The following is a 13177-nucleotide window of genomic DNA, read 5'->3' on the forward strand; positions in this document are numbered from 1 at the left end:
CTCCCGGCGAGGTGTCCGCCGGTGCGTCCGCCGGTGCCGGGAGGGACGCGGTGCCGGCCTCCCGGCTGGACTGGCGGGACCTGTTCGCCGAGGCGCTGTCCGGGGTGTTGCAGCGGCCCGCGCGGTCCGCGCTGACCTCGCTCGGGACGGTGCTCGGGGTGGGGGCGTTCGTGGCGGTGCTGGGGCTGACGGCGACCGCGTCGGCGCAGATCGACGACCGGTTCAACGCGCTGACGGCGACCGAGGTGACGTTGCAGGACGCGGCGGCCGAGCGGGACCCCGGGGGCGGGACGGCGTTCGGGCCGGACGCCGAGCAGCTGATCACGCGGGTCAACGGGGTGCGCGCGGGGGGTGTGCTGTGGCCCGTCAAGCTGCCCGCCGGCCAGCAGGTCACCGGCTCCCCGCTGGTGAGCGGCGTGCACGCCGACACCACCGTCTACGCCGCGTCCCCCGAGGCACTGGACGCCGCGCACCTCACGCTCACGCAGGGGCGCCTGTACGACCGGCGGCTCAGCGAGCGCCGCGAGCCGGTCGTGGTCGTCAGTGAGACGGTGGCCCGGCGGCTGGGCATCACCAGCCTGGACACCGACCCCGCGGTGTTCATCGGCGACCGGTCGTTCACGGTGACGGGCATCGCCTCCGACGCCGAGCGGCGGCCGGAACTCCTGCTGTCCGTGATGGTGCCGCGCACGACCGCCGAGGCCCTGTGGGGGCCGCCGGCCGAGGGGTCGGCCACGATGCTCGTCGCGACTCGGCTGGGCGCCGCCGGGCAGGTGGCCCGCGAGGCGCCGGTCGCCGTACGCGCGGACCACCCCGAGTACGTCCGCGCCGTCGCGCCGCCCGATCCGCGGACCCTGCGCTCCTCGGTCGGTGACGACCTCGCGCAGCTCTTCCTCGCCCTCGCCGGGATCTGCCTGGTCATCGGCGCGGTCGGCATCGCGAACACCACCCTCGTCGCCGTCCTGGAACGCACCGCCGAGATCGGCCTGCGCCGCGCCCTGGGCGCCCGCCGCCACCACGTCACCCTCCAGTTCCTCACCGAGTCGGGAGCCCTCGGCGCCCTCGGCGGTCTGGTCGGCACCAGCGTCGGCGTCCTGGTGGTGATCACGGTCTCCCTCGCCCGGACCTGGTCCCCGGTCGTCCACCCCCTGGTGGTCGCCTCGGCCCCCCTGATCGGCCTCGTGACCGGCCTCCTCGCGGGCCTCTACCCCGCGAGCCGGGCGGCGAGGGTGGAACCGGTGGAGGCCCTGCGCCGCTGAGCGCTCCGCCGGCCCGGTACCGAATCCGGTCCGGACGGTGTTGTCGAAAGGGCGGTTCCCCAGGTGCCCATGTGTTGCCTCCCCGTCCGTCTCGGTGGTCCCCAGCGTCGCACCCGGCACTGACAACCGCCCTGACCTGCGAAATCCTTGTGATCGCTCACGGCGAACACGGAGCCGGGAACATTCGGCGGCTCACATGCATTGAGTCGGCATAGCTCAACTTGACTGCCGAAGGGGAGATCATGGCTTCGTCGTCCTCAACGCTCACTCTGCCCGTGCTGCCGCTCGACGGCGAGGTCGTTCTGCCGGGCATGGTGGTTCCGTTGGATCTGAATGACGCTGATGTGAGGGCCGCGGTGGAGGCGGCGCAGGCCGCCGCGCGGACCGAGTCCGGGAAGCCGAGGGTGCTGATGGTGCCCCGGGTGGACGGGAATTACGCGGGGACCGGTGTGCTCGGGACCGTGGAGCAGGTCGGGAGGCTCGCCGACGGTGATCCCGGTGCGCTGATCCGTGGCCGGGCGCGGGTGAAGATCGGCGCCGGGACCACCGGACCGGGCGCCGCGCTGTGGGTGGAGGGGAGCCGGCTCGACGAGACGCTGCCCGACCCGCTGCCGGGGAGCGTCACCGAGCTGGTCAAGGAGTACAAGGCGCTGGCCACCGCGTGGCTGCGCAAGCGCGGCGCCTGGCAGGTCGTCGACCGGGTACAGGCCATCGACGACGTGTCCGCGCTGGCCGACAACTCCGGATACTCCCCGTTCCTGACCGTGGACCAGAAGGTCGAGCTGCTGGAGACGGCCGACCCGGTCGCCCGCCTGAAGCTGGCGGCCCAGCAACTGCGCGACCACCTCGCCGAGCAGGACGTCGCCGAGACGATCGCGAAGGACGTCCAGGAGGGCGTCGACAAGCAGCAGCGCGAGTTCCTGCTCCGCCGCCAGCTCGACGCCGTCCGCAAGGAGCTGCGTGAGCTGAACGGCGAGACCGAGGGGGAGGAGTCGGACGACTACCGCGCCCGCGTGGAGGCCGCCGACCTGCCGGAGAAGGTCCGCGAGGCCGCCCTCAAGGAGGTCGACAAGCTGGAGCGGTCCAGCGACCAGTCCCCGGAGGGCTCCTGGATCCGCACCTGGCTGGACACGGTCCTCGAACTCCCGTGGAACGAGCGCACGCAGGACGCGTACGACATCCAGGGCGCCAAGTCGGTCCTGGACGCCGAGCACGCGGGCCTGGAGGACGTGAAGGAGCGCATCACCGAGTACCTGGCCGTCCGCAAGCGGCGTGGGGACCGGGGCCTGGGCGTCATCGGCGGCCGGCGCGGGGGCGCCGTACTGGCCCTCGTGGGGCCGCCCGGCGTCGGCAAGACGAGTCTCGGTGAGTCCGTCGCGCACGCGATGGGCCGCAAGTTCGTCCGCGTCGCCCTCGGCGGCGTCCGGGACGAGGCCGAGATCCGGGGCCACCGGCGTACGTACGTCGGCGCGCTGCCCGGGCGGATCGTGCGCGCGATCAAGGAGGCCGGGTCGATGAACCCCGTCGTCCTGCTCGACGAGATCGACAAGGTCGGCTCCGACTTCCGGGGCGACCCGGCCGCCGCCCTCCTCGAAGTCCTCGACCCCGCGCAGAACCACACCTTCCGCGACCACTACCTGGAGGTCGAACTCGACCTGTCGGACGTGGTGTTCCTCGCCACGGCCAACGTCCTGGAGGCCATCCCGGAGGCCCTGCTCGACCGGATGGAACTGGTCCGGCTCGACGGGTACACGGAGGACGAGAAGGTCGTCATCGCCCGCGACCACCTGCTCCCGCGCCAGCTGGAGCGCGCGGGCCTGAACACCGACGAGGTCACCCTCGACGAGAGCGCGCTGCGCAAGCTCGCCGGGGAGTACACCCGCGAGGCCGGGGTCCGCACCCTGGAGCGGTCCATCGCACGCCTGCTCCGCAAGGTCGCCGCGCAGCACGAACTGGGCGAGCGGGAGCTGCCGTTCACGATCCGGGACGAGGACCTGCGCGCGCTCATCGGGCGCCCGCACCACGTGCCGGAGTCCGCGCAGGACCCCGCCGAGCGCCGTACGGCCGTCCCGGGTGTCGCGACCGGGCTCGCGGTGACCGGCGCGGGCGGCGACGTCCTGTTCGTCGAGGCGTCCCTCGCGGACCCGGAGACGGGCGCGGCGGGCCTCACCCTGACCGGGCAGCTCGGGGACGTGATGAAGGAGTCCGCGCAGATCGCGCTGAGCTTCCTGCGCTCGCGCGGCGCCGAGCTGGAACTGCCGGTCGGCGACCTCAAGGACCGGGGCGTGCACATCCACTTCCCGGCGGGCGCGGTCCCCAAGGACGGCCCGAGCGCCGGCATCACGATGACGACCGCGCTGGCCTCGCTGCTCTCCGGACGGCTGGTCCGCACGGACGTGGCGATGACCGGCGAGGTGTCGCTGACCGGGCGCGTGCTGCCGATCGGCGGCGTCAAGCAGAAGCTGCTGGCCGCGCACCGGGCCGGGGTGAAGACCGTCATCATCCCCAAGCGCAACGAGGCCGACCTGGACGACGTCCCGGCGGAGGTGCTGGACAAGCTCGACGTCCACGCGGTGACGGATGTGCGGCAGGTGCTGGAGCTGGCGCTGACGCCCGCGAGGAATGAGGTTCCGGTGGCGGCGTGACGGGCGTCGCCGGATGAAGTGAAGGCTCGGGTTCCCCTCGCGGGGGCCCGAGCCTTCGCGGACCGAACTGGACCCGTCCCCTGACAAGCCCCCTACGCCGACCTGCGAAATACTGTCCGAACTGCGGCGATGAGCCGAGCGGACGACAGGGAGCACCGAAGTGAGTGACGACGGGAACGGCGGCGTCGTGGGAGGGGCCGACCGGGAGTTCCTCTCGCTGGAACGGGAGCTGACCGTGTTGCTGCGGCGGGCTCGCGCCAACCAGGGCGAGATGGCCCGCGAGGTGCACCCCGACCTGGAGCCCGCCGCGTACGGGCTGCTCGTACGGCTGGAGGAGACCGGGCGGCGCCGGGCCACCGAACTGGCCGCGTACATCGGCGTCGGCAAGGCGACGATGTCCCGGCAGCTGCGCGCGCTGGAGGAGCTGGGCCTCATCGCCCGCGAGCCCGACCCGGCGGACGGCAGGGCCTGGCTCGTCGAGCTGACGGAGGAGGGCCGCAGCCGGGTGAGCCGGGTCCGCGAGGCGCGGCGCGCGATCTACGTGGCGCAGCTCGCGCACTGGGACCGCCGGGAGGTCTCGGAACTGGCGCGGCTGCTGGGGGAGTTGAACCAGGTGATGGAGAAGCAGAGCTGACAGCGCCCTTGTCGACGCCCCGCGCTACAGCTCCACGTACACCGCGCTCGCGTCGTCGTGCGTCTTGCTCCGCCGCAGGAACACCCGCGCCTGCGCGTCCGCCGTCTCCAACTCCCGTACGCGGGAGACGAGTCCGTGTGCCCCCGCCTTGCGGACGTACGGCAGCAGGTCGGCCCAGCCGCCCTCGTGGAACTTCTCGGTCCAGCGGGTCGCGCCGTCCGTGAGGCCGAGGAGGGTGCGGACGTCGGAGCGCGGGACGCGGCCCGTCACCGCGCGCGCCGCCACCGACGGGTCCGCGGCGGCCGTGAAGAAGCCGCCCTCCTTGTTGCGGGCACGGGCGTCGGTGACCTCGTCGGAGACGAGGAGCTCGCGGGGGAGGCGGGCGAGGCGGTCGTCGAGGACCGGGGTGACCGTGCCGTCGGGGGACTCCAGGAGGAGCGCCGCGTCGGACAGGACCAGGTACTCCACGGCCTCGGCACCCCACCGCGCGAGCGCGACCGTCGCCTGCGGCGTACGCGGGTGAGAAAGGTCACAGGTTTGTGAATGGGAGGTCGCGGTTCGGTGGATCGCCCGGGACAACGCCTCCACCAGCGGAACATCCAGGAGGGAAACGGTCAGTTCGGTCAGCGCCCCGCCGAGCCGCGCGGTGTACCAGGGCACCGTGTGGACGCACCCCGTCGGACCGCGCGGCGGCGTCACCCCGTCCAGCACGACGAGCACGCCCCCCTGCCCGGCTGCGGGAACGCAGAGCGCCGCGAAGTCCTCGTTGGGGCGGGCCGGATCGCCCGGCTCGGACACAAGTTCCGTACGCATGGGGCCAGTCTGCACATACCCGGGTGTACGGCGCCCGAACGGCTCGCGATGATCGCCCCGTTGAGGTTTCCTCGCAGGTCAGGCGGGTGATTTGGGCGGTAATCGAGCCCTTGGGGAATACGTGGCGGCGAATACTGCCAAAGCCCGGCGCCCGCGTCCAACCGACGGGCCGCAGGGCCGACCGGTGCGCGTCGGCGGAACTTGCCCGCCAACTCCCCTCCGATGTTCACTCCTTCGGGTGGCGGGTCAGGTGATGAGCGCTTCCCGCCCACCGGCACTGGGAGGGTCGGGGACCGTACCGGTTGTGCGCTGTTGTTGACCGAGCGTCATCCGGTCCCATGGGTACACGAGTTACAGGAATGCGAGCACCGGTGCAGAAGACGCGGCCTGGGCGCACAGAACAGTCGGCTTCCGGGGCAGGTTCGCCCGCCGGTGCGGCTTCTTCGGGTGCGCCCGTCGGCAAGGGCCGGCCGACCCATGTGCGCAACCGGCTGATCATCGCCGTGGCCGTGGTGGCCGCCGCGATCGGCGCGGCCGGTACGCCGTCCGTGCTCGCGCTCTCCGCCGAACTCAAGGACTCCCAGGAGCTGGTGACGCTCGCCGAGCGCACCCAGGAGGCGCTGGTCCTCGCGCACTCCCTCGCCGACGAGCGCGACCAGGTCACGGCGTACGTCGCGACCGGCCGCGACAAGGAGAGCGCGCCCGACACGCAGGTCACCGCCCGTGTCGACCGGCAGCTCACCGACCTGCGCGCCGCCGGGAACCTCCCCGCCGCCGTCTCCGGCATCGCCGCGATCCGGAAGAACGCGCTCGACGGGAAGAGCACGCCGCTCCAGGCGCACGAGGCGTACTCGAAGACCATCACCGAGCTGCACCGCCTCGCCGAACAACTCGCCCAGCAGACCCCGCCGCGCGCGGGCGCGGGTGCGTACGCCCTCGCCGAGCTCGACTCCGCCGTCCAACAGGCCGCCGCCGCCCGGGGGTTGCTGGTCGCCGCGCTCGACGTGCCGGTCGACGACGGCTACGACACGTCCGGCGCCGCCGAGGTGCGCGACGCCCTCAGCGCCGCCGCCCAACAGGCCCGCCTGCGCTCGGACTCGGCGCTCGCGGACTTCCGCGAGACGGCTCCGCGGCGGATGGTCGACGCGTACGACTCGACGGTCACCGGCGGCGAGAACGACGCCGCCGAGCGGTACTTGACCCGGCTCACCGACCAACCCGTCCTCGGCGACGACGACGTGAAGGCCGCGCCGGCCGCGGTGGACGCGGCTCTGTCCGCCCGCATCGAGCTGATGCGCGGCGTCGAGGCGTCCCTGTTCGACCGCCGTACCAAGGAACTCGAGACCCTCCGCGACGACGACGTCACCGGGCTCGAACTGCGCGTCGCGCTGCTCGGGGCGCTCATGCTGGTCGCCGTCGGCGTCGCCACCGGGATGGCGCGCAGCCTCACCCGGCCGCTGTCCGCTGTCCGCCGGGGGGCCGGGCGGCTCGCCGAGGCGGCGGAGCCCGGCGCCGAGGAACCGGTCAAGTTCACCGGCCGCAATGACGAGTTCGCGCAGGTCGTGCGGTCGATCAACGCGCTGCACGCGCACGCCGCCGGGCTGCACGAGCGGATCGGCACGCTGGAGGCCGACCGCAAGCACCTCGTCGGGCAGCGGCAGAAGATGGCCGACGCGCGCGAGGAACTCCGTACCGAACTCGCCTCGGTCACCGGGCAGTTGGAGCGGCTGCGGGCGTCCATCGGGTCCACGTTCGGCACCCTCTCGCTGCGGACCCTCGGGCTCATCGAGCGTCAACTCGCCGTCATCGAGGGGCTGGAGGAGCGCGAGCAGGACCCCGAGCGGCTCGCGACGCTGTTCAAGCTGGACCACTTCGCCACCGTCATGCGGCGGCACAGCGAGAACCTGCTCGTCCTCGCGGGGACCGAGCATGTGCAGCAACACCCCGGTCCCGTACCGCTCGTCGACGTCGTGCGCGCCGCAGTCTCCGAGATCGAGCGGTACGACCGGGTCCGGATCTCCGCCCTTCCCGCGCACGCCCACATCGCCGGGTTCGCCGCCGACGACCTCTCCCATCTGCTCGCCGAGTTGATGGAGAACGCGACCTCCTTCTCGCCGCCCGACCTGCCCGTCGAGGTCTCCGGCTGGCTCCTGGAGAACGGCGACGTCATTCTCTCCGTCCAGGACGAGGGCCTCGGCATCGAACCGGCCCGCCGCGACGCCCTGAACACCCGCCTCGCCGAGTCCGACCCCGAGGTGCCGTTCGAGGGGGAGGACGAGGAGGGGCTCGGCCTGTACGTCGTCTCGCGGCTCGCGGGGCGGCACGCTGTGCGGGTGCGGTTGAGGGGGCAGAAGAAGACGCCGGGGACCGCTGCGGTCGTCGTCGTCCCTACGGCCGTACTGGCGCCGGCACCGGCCGGTGCCGTGCCGTCCTCCACGCCGGGTGCGGTCTCGGGCGGGGTGACGCTGCCGGGGGCTGATGCCGAGGTCAACTCGCATGTCATCGGGGGACGTTCGCGGGGCAAGGACCTTGCGGTGGAGTTGGCGGAGAGGGCGATACGGGCGGCGGGGGGCGGGGTTCCCAGCGAGGGGGGTGGTGCGGAGGGCGGGGGTGCCGAGGGTGGGGGAGTTCTCGGGAGCGACGCCGGGGATGGGGATGACCGGGGGGAGACGCAGGGGGAGGCGGTTACGGCTGCTTCTCCGGAGGACGCCGTTTCGCCGGAGGAACTCGCCGCCGCGCCTGCCGACTCCGGTGACCACGTCGAGCACGCTGCTGCCGCCGAACCCGGTGAAGTTTCGGAACCTGGTGAAGTTTCGGAACTCGGCGAATCTTTGAAACTCAGTGAAGTTTCGGAACTCGGTGAAGTTTCGGAACTCGGTGAAGTTTTGGAACTTGGCGAACTTTCGGAACCCGGCGAATCTTCGGAATCCGGCGAACCCCCCGTCTCGTCCGAGACGACCATGGCCCTCTTCCTCCCCTCGCCGCCGCGAACCGCCGACGACCCGCGCATCGACTCCGGCCCGTACCCCGGCGTCGACCCGAGCACCGCCACGCACCCGGAAAACGCCTCGCACCCCGAGCCGGTGGAGCACTCCCGTGCCGAACCCGCCGAGCAGGTCACCGAGAAGGGGCTCCCCAAGCGGACGCCCAAGGTGACCGCGCCCGAGCAGGTCGTCCGGCCCAGGGTGGCGGGCGGCGTCGATGCCGAGGCGCTCAGGAAGAAGCTCGGCGGATTCCGGCGGGGGGCCGTCGCCGGGTACCGGGACGCAGAGTCGGAGATCGCCGAGGAGACGGCCGTAGGGGAACCGCCCTCGAATGAGGGGGTAGTCGAGCGTGGGACGTATGGACATGCGGGGGACACCACGGGGGGCACCGTCGAGGAGGCAAGCAGTTGACCGCGCCCGGTACCTTCGGCCTGAGCAGTGAAGCCCGTAACCTGCACTGGCTGTTGAACAACCTCGTCGAGGAGGTCCCCGGCATCCAGTCGGTGGCCGTGGTCTCCTCCGACGGCCTGTTGCTCCTGTCCTCCGACCCGGGCGCCAACGCCCAGGCCAAGGAGGAGAGTTCGAGCAAACCGGCCGGACCGAGAGGCTCGTCCGCCGACCTCGCCACGATCGTCTCCGGCATCGGCAGCCTGACCCTCGGCGCCGCCCGTCTGATGGACTTCGGCGGCGTGAAGAACACGATGGTCGCGATGGACGACGGCAGCCTGTGCGTGATGTCGATCAGCGACGGCTCCTTGCTCGGCGTGCACGGCGACACGGACTGCGACATGAGCACCGTGGCGTACCACATGGCCCTGTTCGTCGGCCGCGTCGGACACGTCCTGACCCCCGAACTCCGCACGGAACTACGGAAGTCGCTGGAGGCGGAAGGGAGCACGCGATGACCAGGAACCAACTCCCGGTACGCGGCGCGGGCCTCCCCCAAGTTCTCGGCTCCGCTCGAACAGGGCGGTACCCCCTTCCGGCACGCGTACGGCCGTACTCCCTGACCGGCGGACGCACCCGCTTCGGCCACGTCCTCCTCGTCGAGACCTTCGTCGCGGCGCTCGAAGCGCCCGAGGGGCACAAGGAGTTGACGAGCCGTCGGGACGACTTCAGGGGCCTCCCCGAGCTGGCCGCGATCGTCGAACTGTGCCGCCGGATGCGGACCGTGGCCGAGATCGCGGCGCTGCTGCGCATGCCGCTCGGCGTGGTCCGGGTCCTGCTGAGCGACCTCGCGGACCAGGGAAAGATCCGGGTGTACGGCACCGGTACCGCCCACGGTACGGGCCGTCCCGACCGCGCTCTGCTGGAAAGGGTGCTGAGTGGACTCCGTCGTCTCTGACCGCGTCCCCGTATGGGGAGTTGACGAGGACGAGAACCTGAAATCCTGGCAGACGGACCGCAGCCGCGCCCCCGTCGCCACGAAGATCGTCGTCGCCGGCGGCTTCGGCGTCGGCAAGACGACGCTGGTCACGGCCGTCTCGGAGATCACCCCGCTCCAGACGGAGGCCCTGATGACGCAGGCGTCCGCCGCGACGGACGACCTGAGCGCCACCCCGCAGAAGCTCACGACGACCGTCGCGATGGACTTCGGCCGCCTCACCCTGGACGAGGACCTGGTCCTGTACCTCTTCGGTACCCCGGGCCAGCAGCGCTTCTGGTTCATGTGGGACGACCTGGTGCGCGGCGCGCTCGGCGCGGTGGTCCTCGCCGACACCCGCCGCCTGAAGGACTGCTTCCCGGCGCTGGACTACTTCGAGAGCTGCGGACTGCCGTACGTCGTCGCCGTCAACCACTTCGACGGCACCGAACGCTTCGAACCGGACGACGTGCGCGAGGCCCTGACGATCCCTCAGAAAGTGCCGGTCGTCGTCATGGACGCCCGCCGCCGGATCGCCGTCATCGACACCCTGCTCTCCCTGGTGACGCACGCGCTCGACGAAACACCCGAATAGGAGCGACTCCCCGCATGCGGAAGATACTCGTCGTGGGGGCCGGCCAGTCCGGCCTCCAGCTCGCCCTCGGCCTCCAGCGGCACGGCTACGAGGTCACCTTGATGTCCAACCGGACGGCGGACGAGATCCGTTCGGGCCGCGTGATGTCCACGCAGTGCATGTTCCACACGGCCCTCCAGCACGAACGCGACCTCGGGATCGACTTCTGGGCGAGCCAGGCACCCCGGATCGAGGGCCTCGGCGTCTCCCTCGCCGCCCCCGGCTCCTTCGACCCCGGCCCTTCCCAGCGCGCGATCGACTGGCTCGGCCGCCTCGACGGCTACGCCCAATCGGTGGACCAGCGCGTGAAGATGGCGGGCTGGATGGAGACGTTCGCCCAGCGCGGCGGCCAACTGGTCATCCACGGCGCGGCAGTTGGCGACCTCGACTACTTCTCCCGTACGTACGACCTCGTCCTGGTCGCCGCCGGCAAGGGCGAACTGGTGTCGATGTTCGCCCGCGACCCCGAACGCTCCCCGTACGACGCCCCGCAACGTGCCCTCGCGGTCGCGTACGTCCACGGCCTGGGCCCGCGCCCCGAGCACCCCGACACGGAGGCCGTCCGCTGCAACCTGGTACCCGGCGTGGGGGAGTTGTTCGTCATGCCGACGTTCACCACCTCGGGCCGCGCGGACATCCTCTTCTGGGAAGGCGTGCCCGGCGGCCCCGTCGACGCCTTCGACGGTGTCAAGGACCCCGCCGAACACCTGGCTCTCACCCTTGAGTTGATGAAGACGTTCCTGCCCTGGGAGTACGACCGGGCCAAGGGCGTCGAACTCACCGACGCGGGCGCGACGTTGGCGGGCCGTTACGCCCCGACCGTCCGCAACCCCGTCGGGCGGCTCCCCGGCGGCGGACTCGTCCTCGGTGTCGCCGACGTCGTCGTCGCGAACGACCCGATCACCGGCCAGGGCTCCAACTCCGCCTCGAAATGCGCCGCTTCGTACCTCTCCTCCATCCTCGACCACGGGGAGAAGGAGTTCGACGAGGAATGGATGCGGTCCACCTTCGAGCTGCACTGGGACACCGCGCGGCACGTCACGAAGTGGACCAACGCGATGCTCGCGCCGCCGCCGGAGCACGTCGTCAACCTCCTTGGCGCGGCAGGTCAGTTGCAGCCCGCAGCCGACCGGTTCGCCAACGCGTTCAACGACCCGGCGGACTTCGAGGGCTTCTTCTACGAGCCGGAGCGGACCGCCGCGTACCTGTCGTCGCTGGCCTGATCCGGCGCCGGTCGGTCGAGGCTCGGTCGGTCGAGGGCCGGGTAGTCGAGGTATCCCGTCTCGCCACCCGTGTACATCATCAGGGCGTCCCGCACCTCGTTGAGCGGGGCGCCCCGCCGGATCCGGGCGACGAGGTCGGGGTTCGCGAGGAACGCCCGGCCCAGAGCCACCAAGTCGGCGCCGACCGCGAGGAGTTGCTCCGCCGCGCGCTGTCCGCCGTCGGCGTACGCGGTCGGGCTGAACAGTACGACCATCGGTCGGTTGCTGCCGTGTATGCGGGACGCGGACGGGGGGCCGAGTGCGGTGGCGGACGGGAAGCTGGTGGAGGAGTTGGTGGCCGGGCGGGCTCGGATCGATCGGTTGATCGCTGAACTGGCTTTGTCCCGTGAGGTGTTGGACGAGGCGATCGAGGCGGCTGCCGGGGAGTGAGGGGCCCCGTCATGTGGGTCTCACCGCTCCCAGCACCGGGTCGGTGGCGATGGGGGTGACCTTCACTTCTCCGCCCGGGCCCGGTGCCTGGACGACCTTGCCCTTCCCCACGTACACCGCCACGTGCGTCGCCTCCGGGTAGTACAACACCAGGTCCCCCGGGCGGAGTTGCTTCAGCGGGATCCTCGGCAGCCTCGCCCACTGCTCCTTCGCCGTACGGGGGATCCGTGCGCCCGCGTGTCCCCAAGAGCCCGCGGCCAGGCCCGAGTTGTCGTACGCCGCCGGTCCCGCTGACCCCGTCTCGTACGGCTTGCCCACCTGGTCCATCGCGTAGCGCACCGCCTGTTCGCCCTCCGGTGAGGTGGGGGAGTCGGTTCCGGTGAGGTCGTTGGTTGCCAGGAACTTCCGTTGCCGGTCGTCCACTTGGGCGCGTTCGAGGAGGGCGAGGCGGGCGAGCTGGTCCGGGGTGAGGGTCGCGAGGAGTTTCTGTACGGCGTCCAGGCGGGTGCGGACGTCGTCCCTGGCCTTCTTCTTGCCCGCGGTGAGGGCGAGTTGGGTGTCCAGGGCGGTGCGGGCGGTGCGGGTCACGGCGCTGCGGCGGTGCTCGTCCTGGGCCAGCCGGGTTGTCGCGGACGCGCGGTCGCGGGCCAGCTGGCCGATGATGTGGCCCTCGTCCAGGGCGTGTTGGGGGTCCTTGGCGAGCAACAGCCGTACGTAGGGCGAGATGTCGCTGTGGGACTGGTACTGCTGCCTGGCCAGTCGGCCCGCGAGGTCCCGGCTGCCGTCGAGGGCGAGGCGGGCGCGGACGAGGTCCGCGTCCAGCTTCGCGACCTCCGCCTTCTTCTTCTTGAGCCGTTCCTCGGTCGCGTTGTACACCTCGGTCGCCGACTCGACCTCCCGGTACACCCGCTGAAGCTCCGTCAGCAGTTCGGTGACCGTGCGCTCGGGGGGTTCGGGCGCACCCACGGCGACAGTCGGCACCAGCACGACCTGTGCCACGAGTCCCGCCGTGCACACCAACCGCAGCAACCGTCCTGACATACCGTCACCTCCACCGGGCCGGCGTCTCCGCCCCGCAGGGCGAGCATCGACGCCAGGGCCTGTCGGCGCGCGCTGAGGGTGAGCGGTTCGGCGCAATGGCGTCACCCGTGGGCGTCATGGGGGGGGCGGCGCGGCGCGGTAGCCGCCCCGTC

11 protein-coding genes and 1 pseudogene are annotated in these 13177 nt (G+C 71.8%); 9 read left to right on the forward strand and 3 right to left on the reverse strand.

All coding sequences use genetic code 11. The annotated features are described in order from the left end of the window. Positions 1 to 11: 11 nt before the first annotated feature. The 3 genes from ACQCO7_RS28915 to ACQCO7_RS28925 all read left to right on the forward strand — a co-directional run bounded on the left by ACQCO7_RS28915 (position 12) and on the right by ACQCO7_RS28925 (position 4538). Positions 12 to 1259, forward strand: a complete 1248-nt coding sequence (locus ACQCO7_RS28915) for an ABC transporter permease (protein ID WP_464077316.1) — start codon at positions 12 to 14, stop codon at positions 1257 to 1259. Between the two features lie 242 nt (positions 1260 to 1501). After that, on the forward strand, positions 1502 to 3904 hold the full coding sequence (lon, locus tag ACQCO7_RS28920; protein ID WP_464074547.1) for an endopeptidase La: 2403 nt from the start codon (positions 1502 to 1504) through the stop codon (positions 3902 to 3904). 160 nt (positions 3905 to 4064) lie between these two features. Next, on the forward strand, positions 4065 to 4538 hold the full coding sequence (locus tag ACQCO7_RS28925; RefSeq protein WP_464074548.1) for a MarR family winged helix-turn-helix transcriptional regulator: 474 nt from the start codon (positions 4065 to 4067) through the stop codon (positions 4536 to 4538). 24 nt (positions 4539 to 4562) lie between these two features. Here the strand turns inward: ACQCO7_RS28925 and ACQCO7_RS28930 are convergent, their stop codons facing one another. Then, positions 4563 to 5351: a protein phosphatase 2C domain-containing protein gene (locus ACQCO7_RS28930; RefSeq protein ID WP_464074549.1), complete on the reverse strand. Its 789-nt coding sequence runs from the start codon at positions 5349 to 5351 to the stop codon at positions 4563 to 4565. A 371-nt stretch (positions 5352 to 5722) separates the two neighbouring features. Between ACQCO7_RS28930 and ACQCO7_RS28935 the strand changes: the two genes are divergently transcribed. From ACQCO7_RS28935 to ACQCO7_RS28955, 5 genes are read left to right on the forward strand one after another with little or no spacing between them, the layout of a single operon-like run. Continuing rightward, positions 5723 to 8746, forward strand: a complete 3024-nt coding sequence (locus ACQCO7_RS28935) for a sensor histidine kinase (RefSeq protein WP_464074550.1) — start codon at positions 5723 to 5725, stop codon at positions 8744 to 8746. Continuing rightward, positions 8743 to 9240 (forward strand): roadblock/LC7 domain-containing protein, encoded by a 498-nt coding sequence (locus ACQCO7_RS28940; RefSeq protein ID WP_464074551.1) that lies wholly within the window; start codon positions 8743 to 8745, stop codon positions 9238 to 9240. The genes ACQCO7_RS28935 and ACQCO7_RS28940 overlap by 4 nt, the downstream gene beginning before the upstream one ends. After that, positions 9237 to 9680 (forward strand): DUF742 domain-containing protein, encoded by a 444-nt coding sequence (locus tag ACQCO7_RS28945; RefSeq protein ID WP_464074552.1) that lies wholly within the window; start codon positions 9237 to 9239, stop codon positions 9678 to 9680. Before ACQCO7_RS28940 ends, ACQCO7_RS28945 begins: the two co-directional genes overlap by 4 nt. Then, the gene (locus ACQCO7_RS28950) at positions 9661 to 10293 is read left to right on the forward strand and encodes a GTP-binding protein (RefSeq protein WP_464074553.1); all 633 of its coding nucleotides are present in this window, start codon (positions 9661 to 9663) and stop codon (positions 10291 to 10293) included. The genes ACQCO7_RS28945 and ACQCO7_RS28950 overlap by 20 nt, the downstream gene beginning before the upstream one ends. A 14-nt stretch (positions 10294 to 10307) precedes the next feature. After that, complete coding sequence (locus tag ACQCO7_RS28955) at positions 10308 to 11555, forward strand: styrene monooxygenase/indole monooxygenase family protein (protein WP_464074554.1); 1248 nt, start codon at positions 10308 to 10310, stop codon at positions 11553 to 11555. On the opposite strand, the pseudogene ACQCO7_RS28960 reads toward ACQCO7_RS28955, so the two are convergent. After that, a pseudogene (locus ACQCO7_RS28960) lies at positions 11510 to 11779 on the reverse strand (hypothetical protein); the annotation flags it as partial. The gene ACQCO7_RS28955 and the pseudogene ACQCO7_RS28960 overlap by 46 nt on opposite strands. 49 nt (positions 11780 to 11828) lie before the next feature. Here ACQCO7_RS28960 and ACQCO7_RS28965 point away from each other — a divergent pair. After that, positions 11829 to 11984, forward strand: coding sequence for a hypothetical protein (locus tag ACQCO7_RS28965; RefSeq protein WP_464074555.1), 156 nt, complete (start codon positions 11829 to 11831; stop codon positions 11982 to 11984). A gap of 9 nt (positions 11985 to 11993) precedes the next feature. Here the strand turns inward: ACQCO7_RS28965 and ACQCO7_RS28970 are convergent, their stop codons facing one another. Next, positions 11994 to 13025, reverse strand: a complete 1032-nt coding sequence (locus ACQCO7_RS28970; RefSeq protein WP_464074556.1) for a C40 family peptidase — start codon at positions 13023 to 13025, stop codon at positions 11994 to 11996. Between the last annotated feature and the right edge of the window lie 152 nt (positions 13026 to 13177).

The organism is Streptomyces saintjeani, from assembly GCF_055409605.1.